Here is a 15849-nt window from a genome sequence, read left to right as displayed (position 1 = left end):
ATCGGCGGGATACGGACCGCTACACGCTTCGGGCGGTGCTGTCATGGCCGTTGAGGCGGCGCTGGTGGCGATCGGCGCGAACCTTCCGCGCCCGGATGGAACCAGCGCGCGAGAGACCTGCGCCTGGGCTGTCGGCCGCCTCTGTGCCATCCCGGGGATGCGGGTCGTCGCGGTCTCCTCCTGGTGGGAGAGCGCGCCGATCCCGCCCGACCCGGCATCGCCCCCCTTCGTGAACGGGGTGGCGCTGCTGCACGGCGAGGCTGCGCCCGCCGCGCTGCTGGCCGCGCTGCATGCCATCGAGGACGCGGCCGGGCGCGCCCGGCCCTACCCCAACGCGCCGCGCGTGCTGGACCTGGACCTCATCGACCTGGGCGGGCGAGTTCAGGCCGGGCCGCCGGTGTTGCCGCATCCGCGGGCGCATCAACGCGCCTTCGTGCTGCGGCCTTTGGCGGAGGTGGCGCCAGGCTGGGTCCATCCGGTGCTGGGGCAGGGGGTGGCGGCGCTGCTTCCGGGCGTCGCGGACCAAGCGATCCGGCGCATCGGCCCCGCCTGACCCGCCATCCGCCTTGCACCGCAGCACGCCACTGTCTATGTGGATCGTTTACCGCATATCCCGGGTGCGCGCCCCCCGCCGCGCGCCCGCCGAACAGCCTGGAGCCACCTCATGGCGCGCGTCACCGTCGAAGACTGCATCGAGAAGATCCCGAACCGCTTTGAGCTGGTGCTGCTCGCCGCCCAGCGCGCGCGCAACATCGCCCGCGGCGAGGAGATCGAGGTCGACCGCGACAACGACAAGAACCCCGTCGTCGCCCTGCGCGAGATCGCCGAGGAACGCGTCGAGCTCGCCGCCCTGGAAGGCGACCTGATCAAGTCGCTGTCCCGCGCGCCGGAGCCCGAGCCCGCCGAGGAGGAGGTGATGGACATCATCGCCACCGACGAGAACATCTTCGGTATCATGGACGTGAACGAGGAGCCGCTGCCCGACGCCGGCGCCGAGGACCTCTCGCCCGACGACATCGAGGCCGCGATCGCCGCCGAGCTGGGCGGCAAGCGCTAGCCGGCCCCGCGCGCATGACGGCATCGGCCCGCCCTGCCGCCCGGCTGACCTGCCGGGATGCACGCGCGGGCCGAACCGCCCCCGTGCGCGGGCGCCGCTGATGGCCGGGGGCGCCGGCGGCACCCGACGAACCGGCCCGGCGCGCGCGCCCGAGGGCCTGCGCACCGACACCGCGGTCAATCCCGGCGCCGAACTCGCCCGCCAGGTCCTCGCCTACGACCCCCGCGCCGATGGCGCGCTGATCGAAGCCGCCTATGCGCTGGCCGCCGAGGCGCATGCGCCGCAGAAGCGCGAGGACGGCCAGCCCTATATCGTGCATCCGCTCGCCGTTGCCGGCATCCTGGCCGACTACCGGCTCGATGCGGCGACCGTCGCAACCGCCCTGCTGCACGACACGGTCGAGGATACCGGCGTCACCCTGGCGGAACTGGAAAAGCGCTTCGGCAAGGAAGTCGCGCGCCTCGTCGATGGCGTGACCAAGCTGACGCGCCTCGAACTGCAATCAGAACGCACCAAGCAGGCGGAGAATTTCCGCAAGCTGGTGCTGGCCATGAGCGAGGACATCCGCGTCCTCATCGTCAAGCTCGCCGACCGGCTCCACAACATGCGCAGGCTCGCCGCCGTCACCAAGGCCGAGAAGCGCGTGCGCACGGCGCGCGAGACGCTCGAGATCTACGCCCCGCTCGCCGAACGCATCGGCATGGACGCGCTCAAGACCGAGATCGAGACGCTGTCCTTCCGCGAGATGAACCCGGATGCCTGGCAGACCATCGCCGCGCGCCTGACCTACCTGCGCGGCCAGGGCGCCGACCTGATCGAGGAGATCGAGCAGGACATCCGCCGCGTGCTGCGCGAGGCCGGCGTCGAGGTGCTGGAAATCCTCGGCCGCGAGAAGTCGCCCTATTCCATCTGGCTCAAGATGCAGCGCAAGAACGTGGCGTTCGAGCAGCTGTCCGACATCATGGCCTTTCGCGTCATCGTGGCCGACAAGGGCGATTGCTACGCGGCGCTCGGCGCCATCCATTCGTCGTATCGCGTGGTGCCCGGCCGCTTCAAGGACTGGATCAGCACGCCCAAGACCAACGGCTACCAGTCGGTGCACACCGGCGTGACCGTGCCCGAACGGCGCAACGCCAAGATCGAGGTGCAGATCCGCACGCGCGAGATGCACGACATCGCCGAGTACGGCGTGGCCGCGCACTGGGTCTACAAGCAGGGCGAGGGGTCGGCCACGACGCGCAAGCGCTACCCCTGGGTGCGCGACCTGCTGGAGATTCTGGAATCCGCCGCGGATCCGCAGGATTTCCTCGACCACACGAAGCTCGAACTGCATCGCGACCAGGTCTTCTGCTTCACGCCCAAGGGCGACCTGATCGAATTGCCGCGCGGCGCCACGCCTGTCGACTTCGCCTACCAGGTGCACTCCCAGGTCGGCGACAACACGGTGGGTGCGAAAGTCAACGGCAAGATCGTGCCGCTGCGCCACACGCTCGAGAACGGCGACCAGGTCGAGATCATCACCGCCCGCGGCGGGTCGCCCAACCCGGCCTGGGAACGCTTCGTCGTCACCGGCAAGGCGCGTGCGCGCATCCGTCGCTTCGTGCATGCCCGCCAGCGTGCGACGCAGAAGGAGGAAGGGCGCGCGGCGATCGCCAAGGTGTTCCGCGCCGCCGGTCTCGACTTCTCGGAAAAGCAGGTCGAGCCCGCGCTGAAGGTGCTGAAGCTGCCGGATTTCGAGGCGCTGTGCATCGCCGTCGCCACCGGCAACCACTCCCCGCGCGATGTGCTGACCGCCGCCGTGCCGGAACTGCGCACGCCCGCGCGCAGCATCGACCAGATGCCGCTCGCGCGCCCGCGCGGGCGGCTCGGCGCCGGGCCGACGCTTGCCCCCGGCAAGGCGGACCGCCCGCCCTCGGCGCGGCGCGGCGACACCGCCATGGGCATCACCGGCCTGGTGTCCGGCATGGCGGTGCATTTCGCCGGCTGCTGCCATCCGCTGCCGGGCGACCGCATCGTTGGCATCGTCACCACCGGCCGCGGCGTGACCATCCACAAGCACGACTGCCACGGGCTGGAGGCCTTCGCCGCCACGCCCGAACGCTTCATCGACGTGGACTGGGAATATGATGGCGGTGCCAAGGGCGGCCATGTCGGGCGCATCGAACTGACCGCCGAGAACACATCGAACGCGCTGGCCGGCCTGACCACCGCCATCGCGCGCCAGGACGGCGCGGTGAACAACCTGCGCATCGTGAACCGGTCGGGCGAGTGGTGCGAGGTACTGGTCGACGTCGAAGTGCGCGACACCGGCCACCTGGCCGCCATCCTGGCCGCGCTGCGCGCCTGCCCCGGCGTGACGCAGGTCGACCGTGCGAAAGGCTGACCGCCGGCGCCCGGTCGCCGGCGGGCCCGGCGGCCCACCGGAGGCGTGAATCGGATGCGCAGACACTCCCCATGATCATCGGCATCGGCTCCGACATCCTCGATATCCGCCGCATCGAGAAGACCATCGAGAAGCACGGCGACCGCTTCCTCGATCGCATCTTCACGCCGGCCGAACGTGCCAAGGCGCAGAAGCGCACCGAACGAATCCGCACCGCGACCTACGCCAAGCGCTTCGCCGCCAAGGAAGCCGCTTCGAAAGCGCTCGGCACCGGCTTCCGCGCCGGGGTGTTCTGGCGCGACCTCGGCGTGGTCAACCTGCCCTCCGGCCAGCCCACGCTGCGCCTGACCGGCGGCGCGGCCGAACGCCTCGCCGCCATCACGCCACCCGGCCACCGGGCCGAGATCGCGCTGACCATGACCGACGAATTCCCCTACGCGCAGGCCATGGTCGTCATCACCGCCGTCCCCCTTTCCGTCCCGCTTCCTTGACAGGCGCCGCGCGCGCTGGCTTCCCTGCGCCGCCCGGCCGGACCGGTCGGCGCCTCCACCCCTGACCAGGCCGTCGAAACACACCCCCCATGGCGAAGAAGAAGTCCGGCGGCTGGCTCGAGAGCATCAAGACCATCGTCTATGCCGCGCTGATCGCGGTCGGCATCCGAACCGTGGCCTTCGAGCCCTTCAACATCCCCTCGGGGTCGATGATCCCGACGCTCCTGGTGGGCGACTACCTGTTCGTGTCGAAATTCTCCTACGGCTATTCGCGGCACTCGATGCCGTTCAGCCCGAACCTGTTCGACGGCCGCATCTTCGGTTCGCTGCCGCGGCGCGGCGATGTCGCGGTGTTCAAGCTGCCGCGCGACGGGTCCACCGACTACATCAAGCGCATCATCGGCCTGCCCGGGGACCGCATCCAGGTCCGCGCCGGCCTGCTGTACATCAACGGGGAGGCGGTGCGCCGCGAATTCGTCGGCCCCTATACGGTCGAGGGGGACGGCCCGCGCATCACCGTGCGCCTGTACCGCGAGACGCTGCCCGCCGCCGGCACCGCGGCCGGCGTCACGCACCAGATCCTGGAAGCCACCGACGACGGCCCCTTCGACAACACCACCGAATTCCGCGTGCCCGACGGCCATGTCTTCGCGATGGGCGACAACCGCGACAACAGCCTCGACAGCCGCGCGATGAACGCGGTCGGCTTCATCCCGATCGAGAACCTGGTGGGCCGCGCCGAATTCATCTTCTTCTCGGTCGACGGTTCCGCCGCCTGGTACGAGGTCTGGGCCTGGCCCTTCGCGATCCGCTGGACCCGCCTGTTCTCGGCGGTGCGATGAGAGACCGTTGGAGAATGCCGGCGCCGGCCCGCTCCTCCACCCGGCCACCCATGTCAGAATCCTTGATGGGTGGCCGGGTGGGGGAGCGGGCCAGCGCCGGACGTCAGAATGCGCCGAACGGCGCATTCACGAACGGTCTCTGATCCCCCGTGGCGCGCCGCGCGCGTGAGTCCGCCGCCCCGCCGCCGCGTGACGTGGCGGCGGTGGCGCAGCGCCTGGGCCTGTCCTTCCGCGACCCGGGCCTGCTGGCCGAGGCGCTGACCCATTCCTCCGCCACCGGGCTTGGCGCCGCGCTGCCATCGAACGAACGCCTGGAGTTCCTCGGCGACCGGGTGCTCGCGCTGCTGATGGCCGAATGGCTGATCGAACGCTTCCCTGCCGAACGCGAAGGCCTGCTGATGCGCCGCTTCGGTACGCTGGTGGCGGCCGATACGCTGGCCGGCCTCGCGCAGCGCCTGGGCCTGGGCGACGACCTGCTGGTTGCGGCCGACCCAGGCGGGCCCGGCATCCAGACGCGCCCCAACGTGTTGGCCGATGCCTTCGAGGCACTGCTGGGCGCACTGTACCGCGATGGCGGGCTGGATGCCGCGCGGCCCTTCCTGCGCCGCGTCTTCGCCCCGCTGGTCGAAGCCGAGCCCGCCCGCCCGCCGCTGCCCGCCAAGTCCCGCCTGCAGGAATGGCTGCAGGGGCGCGGGCATGCGCTGCCGGTCTATACGCTGGTCTCGTCCGAGGGACCGTCGCATGCGCCGGTCTTCGTGGTCGCGGTGCATGCCGCGGGGCGCGAGGCGCAGGGCAGGGGCGACACGAAGCGTGCGGCGGAACTCGCCGCCGCCGAGGCCTGGCTGGCAGGGGTAGGAACATGAGCGCCACGACGACACGCTGCGGCCTGGTCGCCATCGTCGGCGCGCCGAACGCCGGGAAATCCACGCTGGTGAACCGCATGGCGGGCACCAAGGTGACGATCGTCTCGCCCAAGCCGCAGACCACGCGCTTTCGCATCCGCGCCATCGTCATGCATGGCGGGGCGCAGATGATCCTGGTGGATACGCCGGGCATCTTCGCGCCGCGCCGGCGGCTGGACCGCGCCATGGTGGCGGCGGCCTGGGGTGGGGCGCAGGATGCCGACATCGCGTTGCTGGTGGTCGATGCGCGCGCCGGGCTGACCGATGCAGTGCGGAAGATCGCCGAGGGCCTGGCGAAGTCCCGCCGCCCGGTCTGGCTGGCGCTGAACAAGACCGACCTGATCCCCGGGCCACGGCTGCTGCCGCTGATCGCGGAGCTGAACGCCATCCTGCCCTTTGCCGAGACCTTCATGGTCTCGGCCGAGAAGGGCGACGGGGTGGACCGCCTGCAGGACTACCTGGCCAAGGCGATGCCGCCGGGCCCCTACCTGTTCCCCGAGGACGAACTCACCGACCTGCCCAACCGCATGCTGGCGGCCGAGATCGTGCGCGAGCAGATCCTGCGCCAGACTCACCAGGAAGTGCCGCACCATGCCTCGGTGGAAACCGAACAATGGACCGAGAACGAGGACGGCTCCGTGCGCGTGGACTGCACCATTTACGTCTCGCGCGCCACGCAGAAGGCCATCATCATCGGCGAGAAGGGCAGCCGCATCCGCACCATCGGGCAGTCGGCGCGGATCGAACTGACCAAGCTGCTGGACCGCCCGGTGCACCTGTTCCTCAACGTGAAGGAACGCACCGGCTGGGACGAGGAACGTGCGCGCATCCGCGCGATCGGGCTGGACGACGCGGGATGAGCGTGGAGTGGACCGCCCCGGCCGTGGTGCTGGAGGTCCGCCCGCATGGCGAAGGCGGCGCCGTCGTCTCGCTGCTCACCGAGGAACACGGCCGCCACGCCGGTCTCGCGAAGGGCGGGTCATCGCGCGCCCAAGCCGGTCTCTGGCTGCCCGGCAACCTGATCGAAGCCCGCTGGATCGCCCGCCTGCCGGACCAGCTCGGCGCCCTGACCGGCGAGATGGTCCACCCCGCCGCCGCGCTGGCCATGGACGACCCGCTGGCGCTGGCGCTGCTCTCCTCGGCCTGCGCCATCGCCGCCGATGCACTGCCCGAACGCGAGGCGCATCCGCGCGCCTTCCACGCGCTGGTCTCGCTCATCGCCCACCTCGCGGGTGGCGCCGAGACCGTGCTGGCCGACTACATCCGCTGGGAAGCCCTGGTGCTGACCGAACTCGGCTACGGGCTGAACCTCGACACCTGCGCGGTCACCGGCACCACCGAGGGCCTGACGCATGTCTCCCCGCGCACTGGCCGCGCGGTCAGCGCCGGCGCCGCCGCGCCCTACACCGGCCGGCTGCTGCCGCTGCCCGCCTTCCTGCGCGACGGCGACAGCCCCGGCGACGCGGCCGCATGGGATGCCGGGCTGCGCCTGACCGGGCATTTTCTGGAACGCGACGCCTTCGGCGCCCGCCATCGCCCGGTGCCCGAGGCGCGCCACCGTTTGGCCGACCGCGTGGCGGCGCTGGCCGGCGCCAGCTGATCCCCCGTGCCGGGCTGGCCCCGGCCGGGCTGGCGGTGTAAGCCCCCGCCGCACGAACAAAGCGCGAATCACCCATGCCCGATGACGTGAAATCCCCGCCGGACGAGGGCGGCGCCATGCGCGAGACGAAGCTCGCCGAGGCGCTGTCCGAGCGCTACCTCGCCTACGCGCTGTCCACGATCACCGCCCGGTCGCTGCCGGATGTGCGCGATGGCCTGAAGCCGGTCCATCGCCGGCTGCTGTGGGCGATGCACCAGCTGCGCCTGGATCCCGAGGCCGGGTTCAAGAAATGCGCGCGCATCGTCGGCGACGTGATGGGCAAGTATCACCCGCATGGCGACAGCAGCATCTACGAAGCGCTGGTGCGCCAGGCGCAGGATTTCGCCGCGCGTTATCCGCTGGTCGAGGGCCAGGGCAATTTCGGCAATATCGACGGCGATAACGCCGCGGCCATGCGCTACACCGAGGCGCGCCTCACCCAGGTCGCGCAATCGATGCTGGATGGCATCGAGGAAAACGCCGTCGATTTCCGCGCCACCTACGATGGCGAGGAACGCGAACCGATCGTCCTGCCCGCCGCCTTCCCGAACCTGCTGGCCAATGGCGCGGCGGGCATCGCGGTGGGCATGGCGACGTCGATCCCGCCGCACAATGCCGGTGAACTCTGCGACGCCGCCCTGGCGCTGATCCAGGACCCGAACGCCGACCTGCTCGCCCACATCAAGGGCCCGGATTTCCCCACCGGCGGCGTGCTGGTCGAACCCGCCGAAGCGGTGCGCGAGGCCTACGAGACCGGCCGCGGTGGCTTCCGCGTGCGCGCCCGCTGGGAGCGCGAGGCGCTCAAGAACGGCACCTGGCAGATCGTGGTCACGGAGATTCCGTACCAGGTGCAGAAGGCGAAGCTGATCGAGCAGATCGCTCAGCTGCTGGAAGAAAAGAAGCTCCCGCTGCTGGGTGACGTGCGGGACGAGAGCACCGACGTGGTGCGCCTGGTGCTGGAACCCAAGTCCCGCACGGTGGAACCCGCCGTGCTGATGGAGACCATGTTCCGCGCGACCAGCCTGGAATCGCGCTTCCCGCTCAACATGAACGTGCTGGATGCCGAGCGCACGCCGCGCGTGATGTCATTGCGCGAGGTACTGCGCGCCTGGCTCGACCACCGCCATGTCGTGCTGGTGCGCCGCACGGAACATCGCCTCGCGGCCATCGCGCGGCGGCTCGAAATCCTCGACGGCTACCTGATCGCCTATCTCAACCTCGATGAGGTGATCCGCATCATCCGCGCCGAGGACGAGCCCAGGCCGGTCCTGATGGCGACCTTCTCGCTGAGCGAACTCCAGGCCGATTCCATCCTCAACATGCGCCTGCGCTCCCTGCGCAAGCTCGAGGAAATGGAGATCAGGAAGGAGCACAAGAAGCTCAGCGCCGAACAGAAGAAGCTGCAGGGGCTGATGGGCTCGGACGCCAAGCGCTGGGCCGCGATCGCCGAGGAAATCGCCGCGACGCGCGCGGCCTTCGGCGACGGTCCGCTCGGCAAGCGGCGTACCGAAACCGGCCGTATCCTGCCCGCCGTGCTGGTCGACGAGGCCGCCTTCGTCGAACGCGAACCCATCACCGTTATCCTGTCCGAGAAAGGCTGGATCCGGGCCCAGAAGGGCCACATCCCGCTGGACGGCGAGATCCGCTTCAAGGAAGGCGACAGCCTGCTGGTCGCCCTGCACACAGAAACGACCGACCGCATCGTGGTCTTCGCCACCAACGGCAAGGCCTACACCATCAAGGCCGACAGCCTGCCGCGCGGGCGCGGGGACGGCCAGCCGGTGCGCCTGATCGTGGACCTCACGAACGAGGACGCGGTCGTCGCCATGTTCGTCCATCGTGACGGCCAGCGTTTCCTGGTCGCCGCCTCCGACGGCAAGGGCTTCATCGTGAAGGGCGAGGACCTGCTGGCCGAAAAGCGCACCGGCAAGCAGGTGATGAACATCGACCCGCCGACCGAAGCCGCGCTCTGCGTGCCTGCCGATGGCGACACCGTCGCCGTGATCGGCGAGAACCGGAAGCTGCTGGTCTTCCCGATCGACCAGGTGCCCGAGATGTCGCGCGGCCGCGGCGTGCAGCTGCAGGCCTATCGCGATGGCGGGCTGTCGGATGCGAAGGTGTTCAACCGCGCCGATGGCCTGTCCTGGACGCTCGGCGAACGCACCCGAACCGAAGCCGACCTGCGGCCCTGGCTCGGCAACCGCGCCGGCGCGGGCAAGGCGCCGCCGAACGGCTTCCCCCGCGGCAACCGGTTCGAATAGCGCGCGCTATCCGCGCAGCGGCCCCATCGCCCCGGCAAGGAATCCGATGAAGGCACGCACCTTGGGACTGGCGGCAAGGTGCGCCGGGAACAGCGCGTGCAGGTCGATCGGCCCGCGCGCGTCACCGGGTGCGAGGTCGACCAGCCGCCCCTGTGCCACCGCGTCGCGGCACAGGAAGGCGGGCAGCCAGGCGGCACCGGCGCCCGCCAGCACCAGCGCCATCCGCGCGAGCGGTTCCTGGACCTGCACGCGGCGCGACGCGCGTCCCCCGGCGAAGCCTACGACGCTGCGGTACTGCCCGAGCGCCACCGCCTCCACCAGCCCGGCCTCGGCCAGCAGCGCGCCGGCGCGGCGCGGCGAGAGCCTCCCCAGCGCCTGCGGCGCCGCATAGAGCCGCAACTCGCTCACCCCCAGCTTGCGCGCAATCAGCGCGCTGTCCTCGAGCGGCCCGACGCGGACCACCACATCCGTCTCCGGCGCCATGGCCCCGGCCGGCGCGTGGGACACGTCGATCACCAGCTCGACCTCCGGGCAGTCGCGCAGGAAGTCAGGCAGGCGTGGTGCGAGGAACTGCGTGGCGAAAAGGTGCGGCACGTTCACCCGCAGCACGCCGCGCGGTGCTGCCAGCGCCGCCTGCACGGAAGCCGCCGCGCCCTCGATCAACTGCCCCACGCGCACAGCCTGGTCGAACAGCGCATGTCCGGCATCGGTCAGCCGCACGCCGCCGCGGCCGCGTTCGAACAGGATCGCGCCGGCCTCCGCCTCCAGCCGCGTCACCTGCCGGCTGACGGAGGATTTCGGCAGGCCGAGCCGTGCCGCTGCGCGTGAGACGCCCTTCGCCTCCGCGACCGCGACGAAGATGCGCAGGTCGTCGCTGTTCAAGCGCGCGCCCCGTTCCCGGACCGGAACGCGCCGTCCCGCTTTCGCGCCTGCCGCATCGGACCGGGGCAACCCATGTCGCGGCATGGAAGGCGCCCGCGCCCGACACTCGCAACATTCAACGACATCGAGGCACCCCCAATGACGACAGCAGCCCTGCGGCGCATGACACCCGACAGCGCGGTGATCGCCTATGTCGACTACGTCACCGGCCTCGACAACCTGATCACCACCATCCCCGGCAAGGTGTTCCGCAACAACATCCAGGCCTTCGCGAAGATGTCGCCGCTCTTTGCCCTGCCGACCGCGGTGTTCGGCGAGGAGAACCAGTACTACGGCACCTTCCTCCCCGAGATCCGCACGCTCATCGACGCGGGGGCCTCGACCTTCCCGCGCACGACCCCGAGCGGCTGCACCAGCGCCTTCATGACCTGGCTGGCCTCCACCGGTCGTCGCGACGTCATCATCGGCGGCATCTCGATCGACAACTGCACGCTGCATACCGCGCTCGACCTGCTGCGCGCGGGCTACAACGTGCAGGTCGTCGCGGATGTCTCGGGCAGCAACAGCGCGCTGGCCGAAGCGACCGCGATCGACCGGCTGCGCGATGCCGGCGCGGTGGTCAGCGGGTGGCTCAACACGCTGACCGAACTGGGCACCGACTTTGCCGGCCCCTACGGCCAGGGGATGATGGGCATCATCCAGCAGCACTGGCCGGCCTCGACCATCGGCCAGGTACGGGACACCACGCCTGACGGGCACGGGATGCAGTTGCCGACGCAAGGCTGACGGTGCGCGCGGCGGGCGCGGCGACCGCCGCCGCGTGAGCCTGGTCACGAGCCGCGCCACGCCGCGCGGAACGCGCTTGCGCCGGCGCATCCGGCGCCCGCATCCTTCCGGAAAGGGAAGGAGGCGACCATGTCCGCATCCCATCCAGCCGCCAGCCGCACCGTCCACTTCGCCACCAACCGCGCGCGGCTGTCGGTCGGCTTCGACGCCTTCAGCCCGGCGCCGCCGGATGGCCGGCAACTCTGGCTCGGCCAGATCGCGATGCAGTCGCTCGCCGCGCCGGGGGATACCGAGACGACGCGCCATCCGCTCGCCCCGCCCGACATCATCGGCGAGGATGATTTCGCCGATCCCGCCAAGGGCTCCGCCGCGCGTGCGCTCGACGCCTGGCTGCGCGACGCGCATGCGCAGGATGCCATCGCGCTGTTCTTCATCCATGGCTTCTCGAACAGCTTCAACTCGGCGGTTGGCCGCGCGGCGCAGATCGCCGAATTCTACGACGGCGCCGGCGTGCGGCTGGTCCCGCTCGCCTTCTCCTGGCCGTCGGACGGGCGCGTCATCGACCCGCAATTGCTGGTGCTCGGCCTGGGCGGCGTGGTGCGGCAGTACCAGGCGGACCAGCGGGATGCCGAACTCTCCGGCCCGGCGCTGGCGCGCCTGATCGTCGAGATCCGCCGTGCGGCCGACCGGGCGCGCAAGGCCAGGCGACCGGTGCGCGTGGTGCTGCTGGCGCACAGCATGGGCAACCTGGCACTCGCCTGCGCGCTGGAGGCGATGCAGAACGGCATGCTCACCCAGGCGCTCGATGCCACCTTCGACCACGCGCTGCTGGTCGCCTCCGACGTTCCCGACACCGCGCTCGATCACCGCCAGCCGTTGCGCGGGATCGCACTGCTGGCCGCCGGCGTCACGGTCGTCATCGCGAAGGACGGCATGCTGGCCTTCGCCAGCCCCGCGGCGAACGAGCACAAGCGCCGCCTCGGCCATTTTGGGCCGAACGACCTGGCGGGACTGCCGGGCCGCATCCGCGTGGTGGATTTCGTGGCGGGCCTGCAGACCGAAGCCGAGAAGCCCCACCTGCAGGTCGGCAGCGCAACCACCTGGGACACGGTGTACCACCAATACTACCGCAACGACCTGAGTGCCCGCGCCGACCTGGCGGAGGTGCTGCGCGGCGACCCGCCCACGCGGCGCGACGACCCCGCGCTCGGCGGCCCGGTCCAGGAAGGACGATCGCGCCACACCAGCCTGCGGCCGCTGCCCCCCGGCGCGATCGCCTGAACCTGCGGGCGCCGCGGACCGCGGGCGCTGGGTCGCACGCGGGCCGTCAGTCCGTCGCGCGCAGCCCCAGCCGGGCGATCACCGCAGTCCAGCGCGCCGCCTCGCGCGCCTGGAAGGCGGCGAAGACCGCCGGCGAGGTGCCAAGGAACTCGGTGCCGGTCCGGTCCAGGCCGGCGCGCGCGGCCGGGTCGGTGTCGTAGGCCGCGCGGATCACGCGGGACAGCCGATCGGCGACATCGCGTGGAAAGCCGGCCGGCGCCACCACCCCCGTCCAGCCGAAGAAGGACGTGTCGGACAGGCCCGCCTCCTCGAAGGTCGGGACATCAGGCAGGGTGAACAGGCGCGCATCGCCGGTCTGCACCACCGCGCGCAGGCTGCCATCCGACAGATGCGCCAGGGTCGCCGAGGGCACGTTGAACATCGCCTGCACCCGCCCCGCCACCAGGTCCAGCGTCGCCTGCGGAAAGCCGCGATAGGGCACGTGCGCGATATCGAGACCGAGGCGCGCCTTCAATTCCTCCATCGCCAGATGCGTCAGCGTGCCCGCGCCGATCGACGCATAGGACACGGCACCGGGATTCGCCCGCACATGCGCGACGAACCCCGCCCAGTCGTGCACCGGCAGCGACGGGTGTACCGCCAGTACGAAGGGCACGCGCACCAGCAGCGAGACCGGCGTGAAGTCCCGCGCCGGATCGTAGGACAGCGCCGGGTTCAGCGCCCGCGCCGTGGTCGTCGGCCCGCCGAGCACGAAGCCCAGCGCATGCAGGTCGCGCGCCTGCGCCACAGCCGCGGCGGCGAGCGTGCCGCCGGCGCCAGGCCGATTCTCGACCACGAAGGTCTGGCCGAAGGCGCTGGCCAGGTGCGGCACCAGCGCGCGGGCGATCAGGTCCGCCTGGCCGCCCGGCGGCAGCCCGACGACCAGTCGCACCGGGCGTTCGGGCCAGGGCGTCTGCGCCACGGCGCGGTGTGCCGCCGCCATGGCAAGCGAGGCACCGACCACCCTGCGGCGGCGCAGATACCCCAGCGCGAGCCGGGGCGAGAGACGATGCGGGCGAAGCAAAGCGGACATGGGGCACTCCTGCCTGGAAAGGGATTCCGGGGTTGGGTGCTCCGCGCCTTGATGGTTGTTGCGCTTGCGGGGCGTGGCGATGGTGCACCAACGGGCGCGCGGCTGTCCATCGCCGTCGCCCGCCGCCGCGGGTCAGGTGCCCCGACCCGCCGCCGCGCGCCCAACCGCTGCCGGCCGACTGTTTTGTTTGCGCGAGGATCTCCGCCGGATCCGATGCGTCGACCGGGTCGGGGTCCGCTCTAGTCCTCCAACCCGTGGTACTCCACGCTCGGCCCCTGCGCCACATAATGGGGGTGGTTCCCGACGATGGTCTGGAACGCCTCGGCATCCGCATCCGACACCTTCATCTGGTGCAGCCCGGTCGGGTCCCAGATGGCGTTGGCCACGCGCATCGCTTCGGCGCGGATCGGGTCGACCGCGCCCTTCTTGTCCGTGAGCGCCCCTTTCTTCTGCACCTTGCGCGCGATCGCCTCCGCCAGGTAGCCGATCGCCTCGGCGACCGGCCGCGCGATGATGCCCGGCCTGAGCATGTCGTGGACCGCGTGCGTCGCCTCATGCGCCGTGAAGGCGCGCCACGCGTCGTTGTTGGGGATGTCGGCGTCGGATGGGAACCAGAACTCGTTCAGGCCGTATTTCCAGGATGCCGCCGCGCCACTCGACATCGGCAGCAGCGTCGTGTCCGGCACCGCGATCCGCCCCTTCTCGACCTCCGTGGCAATGATGGCGTATTGCCCGGGGCTGAAGCGGTAGCCGAAGGCCTCGAAGTTGAGGTAGCGGATCTCGCGCCCGTTGCGCAGGAAGTCGACCAGGTCGTCCTTGATGCTCATGTCGAGGGTCTCCCCGGCCATGATGGCCGCGGAGCAATGATAACGAGGGCGAAATTGCGTGTTCAAGCGTCCGTGAAGACGCCTGATCCTAGTCTGTGATCGGTTTCACAGTGCCCGTACGAGCACATGGCGCTTGCGCCCGGCGGAGAGCTTCGCCGCGCCGTCGCGCAGGTCGGCCGCGGTCACGCTCAGCGTGGCATCGCCTACCACCGCGTCGTTCAGGCGCAGCCCGGCCTGGGCGATCAGGCGCCGCGCCTCGCCCTTGCTCGCGGCGAGCCCGGCCGCCACTGCCAGGTCGACGAAGGGCGCGGGCAGCGTGGCCGTGATGGCGGGCAGCGTGTCCGCCGCCGCGCCTTCCTCGAAGGCGCGCCGCGCCGTCTCGGCCGCGGCCTCGGCCGCCGCGCGGCCGTGCAGCAGCGCGGTCGCCTCGGTCGCCAGCACCTTCTTGGCCTCGTTGACCTCCGCACCCGCCAGCGCGCCCAGCCGCCGTACCTCGTCCATCGGCAATTCGGTGAACAGCGCGAGGAAGCGGCCGACATCGGCGTCCTCGGTGTTGCGCCAGAACTGCCAGTAGTCATACGGGCCGAGGCGGTCCGGGTTCAGCCACACCGCCCCCGCCGCGGTCTTGCCCATCTTCGCACCCGACGCGGTGGTCAGCAGCGGCGTGGTGAGCACATGCGCATGCCCGCCGGCCATGCGGCGGATCAGTTCCGCGCCCATGACGATGTTGCCCCACTGGTCCGACCCGCCCATCTGCAGCACCGCGCCGTGGCGGCGGTGCAGTTCCAGGAAGTCGTAGGACTGCAGCAGCATGTAGTTGAATTCGAGGAAGCTCAGCGAATGCTCGCGCTCCAGCCGCAGCTTCACGCTGTCCATGGTCAGCATGCGGTTCACGCTGAAGTGCCGGCCGACGTCCCGCAGGAACGGGATGTAGCGCAGCTCATCCAGCCAGGCGGCGTTGTCGAGCATCATCGCGCCGGCGTCGAAATCGAGCAGCGCATCGAAGGTGCGGCGGATGCCGACCTTGTTCGCCTCGATGATCTCCTCGGTCAGCAGCTGGCGTGCCTCGTCCTTGCCGGAGGGGTCGCCCACCTTGGTGGTGCCGCCGCCGATCAGCGCGATCGGCCGCCCGCCGGTCTTCTGCAGCAGGCGCAGCAGCATGGTCGGCAGCAGGTGGCCGACGTGCAGGCTGTCGGCCGTGCAGTCGTAGCCGATATAGGCGACCAGCCCGCCCTTGTTCAGCGCGGCGTCCAGCTCCGCTTCGTCCGAGGTCTGGTGGATGTAGCCGCGTTCGCGGGCAATGCGCAGGAAGTCGCTGGTCGGGCCGCTCATCGTGGTGTCCTGGATGCTCCGGGGGCTTTCGCCGGACGGGCAGGGGGGCTAGAGCAGATCCCGGTCAGATGGGATCATCTGATCGGGTGAAGAT

15 protein-coding genes are annotated in these 15849 nt (G+C 70.7%); 11 read left to right on the top strand and 4 right to left on the bottom strand.

Going from position 1 to position 15849, the window contains the following annotated elements; translation table 11 throughout:
• Nucleotides 1-43 precede the first annotated feature (43 nt).
• The 9 genes from folK (at nucleotide 44) to parC (ending at nucleotide 9575) form a co-directional block, all read left to right on the top strand.
• A complete protein-coding gene (folK, locus tag MWM08_RS15995; RefSeq protein ID WP_244407499.1) occupies nucleotides 44-553 on the top strand; it encodes a 2-amino-4-hydroxy-6-hydroxymethyldihydropteridine diphosphokinase in 510 nt (169 codons plus the stop codon).
• Between the two features lie 111 nt (nucleotides 554-664).
• On the top strand, nucleotides 665-1057 hold the full coding sequence (gene rpoZ / locus MWM08_RS15990) for a DNA-directed RNA polymerase subunit omega (protein ID WP_244407498.1): 393 nt from the start codon (nucleotides 665-667) through the stop codon (nucleotides 1055-1057).
• Between the two features lie 100 nt (nucleotides 1058-1157).
• Nucleotides 1158-3440: a RelA/SpoT family protein gene (locus tag MWM08_RS15985; protein WP_244407497.1), complete on the top strand. Its 2283-nt coding sequence runs from the start codon at nucleotides 1158-1160 to the stop codon at nucleotides 3438-3440.
• A gap of 71 nt (nucleotides 3441-3511) precedes the next feature.
• Nucleotides 3512-3931 (top strand): holo-ACP synthase, encoded by a 420-nt coding sequence (acpS, locus tag MWM08_RS15980; RefSeq protein ID WP_244407496.1) that lies wholly within the window; start codon nucleotides 3512-3514, stop codon nucleotides 3929-3931.
• Between the two features lie 89 nt (nucleotides 3932-4020).
• A complete protein-coding gene (gene lepB / locus MWM08_RS15975; protein WP_244407495.1) occupies nucleotides 4021-4773 on the top strand; it encodes a signal peptidase I in 753 nt (250 codons plus the stop codon).
• Nucleotides 4774-4967: 194 nt separating this feature from the next.
• Entirely contained in the window at nucleotides 4968-5636 is a 669-nt protein-coding gene (rnc, locus tag MWM08_RS15970) for a ribonuclease III (RefSeq protein ID WP_244459974.1), read from the top strand.
• Nucleotides 5633-6535 (top strand): GTPase Era, encoded by a 903-nt coding sequence (gene era / locus MWM08_RS15965; protein ID WP_244407494.1) that lies wholly within the window; start codon nucleotides 5633-5635, stop codon nucleotides 6533-6535. Before rnc ends, era begins: the two co-directional genes overlap by 4 nt.
• 2 nt (nucleotides 6536-6537) lie before the next feature.
• Nucleotides 6538-7275, top strand: coding sequence for a DNA repair protein RecO (gene recO / locus MWM08_RS15960; RefSeq protein WP_244459973.1), 738 nt, complete (start codon nucleotides 6538-6540; stop codon nucleotides 7273-7275).
• A gap of 74 nt (nucleotides 7276-7349) precedes the next feature.
• The gene (gene parC, locus MWM08_RS15955) at nucleotides 7350-9575 is read left to right on the top strand and encodes a DNA topoisomerase IV subunit A (RefSeq protein WP_244407493.1); all 2226 of its coding nucleotides are present in this window, start codon (nucleotides 7350-7352) and stop codon (nucleotides 9573-9575) included.
• Nucleotides 9576-9581: 6 nt separating this feature from the next.
• On the opposite strand, the gene MWM08_RS15950 is transcribed toward parC, so the two are convergent.
• On the bottom strand, nucleotides 9582-10457 hold the full coding sequence (locus MWM08_RS15950; RefSeq protein ID WP_244407492.1) for a LysR family transcriptional regulator: 876 nt from the start codon (nucleotides 10455-10457) through the stop codon (nucleotides 9582-9584).
• A gap of 138 nt (nucleotides 10458-10595) precedes the next feature.
• Here MWM08_RS15950 and MWM08_RS15945 point away from each other — a divergent pair, with 138 nt between their 5' ends.
• Together MWM08_RS15945 and MWM08_RS15940 are read left to right on the top strand one after the other, a co-directional pair.
• Nucleotides 10596-11243: an isochorismatase family protein gene (locus MWM08_RS15945; RefSeq protein WP_244407491.1), complete on the top strand. Its 648-nt coding sequence runs from the start codon at nucleotides 10596-10598 to the stop codon at nucleotides 11241-11243.
• Between the two features lie 129 nt (nucleotides 11244-11372).
• Nucleotides 11373-12524, top strand: coding sequence for an alpha/beta hydrolase (locus tag MWM08_RS15940; protein WP_244407490.1), 1152 nt, complete (start codon nucleotides 11373-11375; stop codon nucleotides 12522-12524).
• A 46-nt stretch (nucleotides 12525-12570) separates the two neighbouring features.
• Here MWM08_RS15940 and MWM08_RS15935 read toward each other — a convergent pair whose 3' ends face one another.
• The 3 genes from MWM08_RS15935 to tyrS all read right to left on the bottom strand — a co-directional run bounded on the left by MWM08_RS15935 (nucleotide 12571) and on the right by tyrS (nucleotide 15755).
• Nucleotides 12571-13596, bottom strand: a complete 1026-nt coding sequence (locus MWM08_RS15935; RefSeq protein WP_244407489.1) for a Bug family tripartite tricarboxylate transporter substrate binding protein — start codon at nucleotides 13594-13596, stop codon at nucleotides 12571-12573.
• Between the two features lie 239 nt (nucleotides 13597-13835).
• Complete coding sequence (locus MWM08_RS15930; RefSeq protein WP_244407488.1) at nucleotides 13836-14423, bottom strand: hypothetical protein; 588 nt, start codon at nucleotides 14421-14423, stop codon at nucleotides 13836-13838.
• Between the two features lie 105 nt (nucleotides 14424-14528).
• Nucleotides 14529-15755, bottom strand: coding sequence for a tyrosine--tRNA ligase (gene tyrS / locus MWM08_RS15925; RefSeq protein ID WP_244407487.1), 1227 nt, complete (start codon nucleotides 15753-15755; stop codon nucleotides 14529-14531).
• Nucleotides 15756-15849 lie beyond the last annotated feature (94 nt).

It is taken from the genome of Roseomonas fluvialis (assembly GCF_022846615.1).
Taxonomy (GTDB): domain Bacteria; phylum Pseudomonadota; class Alphaproteobacteria; order Acetobacterales; family Acetobacteraceae; genus Neoroseomonas; species Neoroseomonas fluvialis.
The sequence above is the reverse complement of the archived record's forward strand: the minus strand, read 5'-3'. Positions and strand labels throughout refer to the sequence as shown.

Excerpts from the sequence above, each read along its gene's own strand:
- era (WP_244407494.1), top strand. The coding sequence starts at position 5,633 with ATGAGCGCCACGACGACACGCTGCGGCCTGGTCGCCATCGTCGGCGCG.
- acpS (WP_244407496.1), top strand. The coding sequence starts at position 3,512 with ATGATCATCGGCATCGGCTCCGACATCCTCGATATCCGCCGCATCGAG.
- parC (WP_244407493.1), top strand. The coding sequence starts at position 7,350 with ATGCCCGATGACGTGAAATCCCCGCCGGACGAGGGCGGCGCCATGCGC.
- MWM08_RS15945 (WP_244407491.1), top strand. The coding sequence starts at position 10,596 with ATGACGACAGCAGCCCTGCGGCGCATGACACCCGACAGCGCGGTGATC.
- MWM08_RS15930 (WP_244407488.1), bottom strand. The coding sequence starts at position 14,423 with ATGAGCATCAAGGACGACCTGGTCGACTTCCTGCGCAACGGGCGCGAG.
- MWM08_RS15935 (WP_244407489.1), bottom strand. The coding sequence starts at position 13,596 with ATGTCCGCTTTGCTTCGCCCGCATCGTCTCTCGCCCCGGCTCGCGCTG.
- folK (WP_244407499.1), top strand. The coding sequence starts at position 44 with ATGGCCGTTGAGGCGGCGCTGGTGGCGATCGGCGCGAACCTTCCGCGC.
- rpoZ (WP_244407498.1), top strand. The coding sequence starts at position 665 with ATGGCGCGCGTCACCGTCGAAGACTGCATCGAGAAGATCCCGAACCGC.
- tyrS (WP_244407487.1), bottom strand. The coding sequence starts at position 15,755 with ATGAGCGGCCCGACCAGCGACTTCCTGCGCATTGCCCGCGAACGCGGC.
- MWM08_RS15985 (WP_244407497.1), top strand. The coding sequence starts at position 1,158 with ATGGCCGGGGGCGCCGGCGGCACCCGACGAACCGGCCCGGCGCGCGCG.
- MWM08_RS15940 (WP_244407490.1), top strand. The coding sequence starts at position 11,373 with ATGTCCGCATCCCATCCAGCCGCCAGCCGCACCGTCCACTTCGCCACC.
- lepB (WP_244407495.1), top strand. The coding sequence starts at position 4,021 with ATGGCGAAGAAGAAGTCCGGCGGCTGGCTCGAGAGCATCAAGACCATC.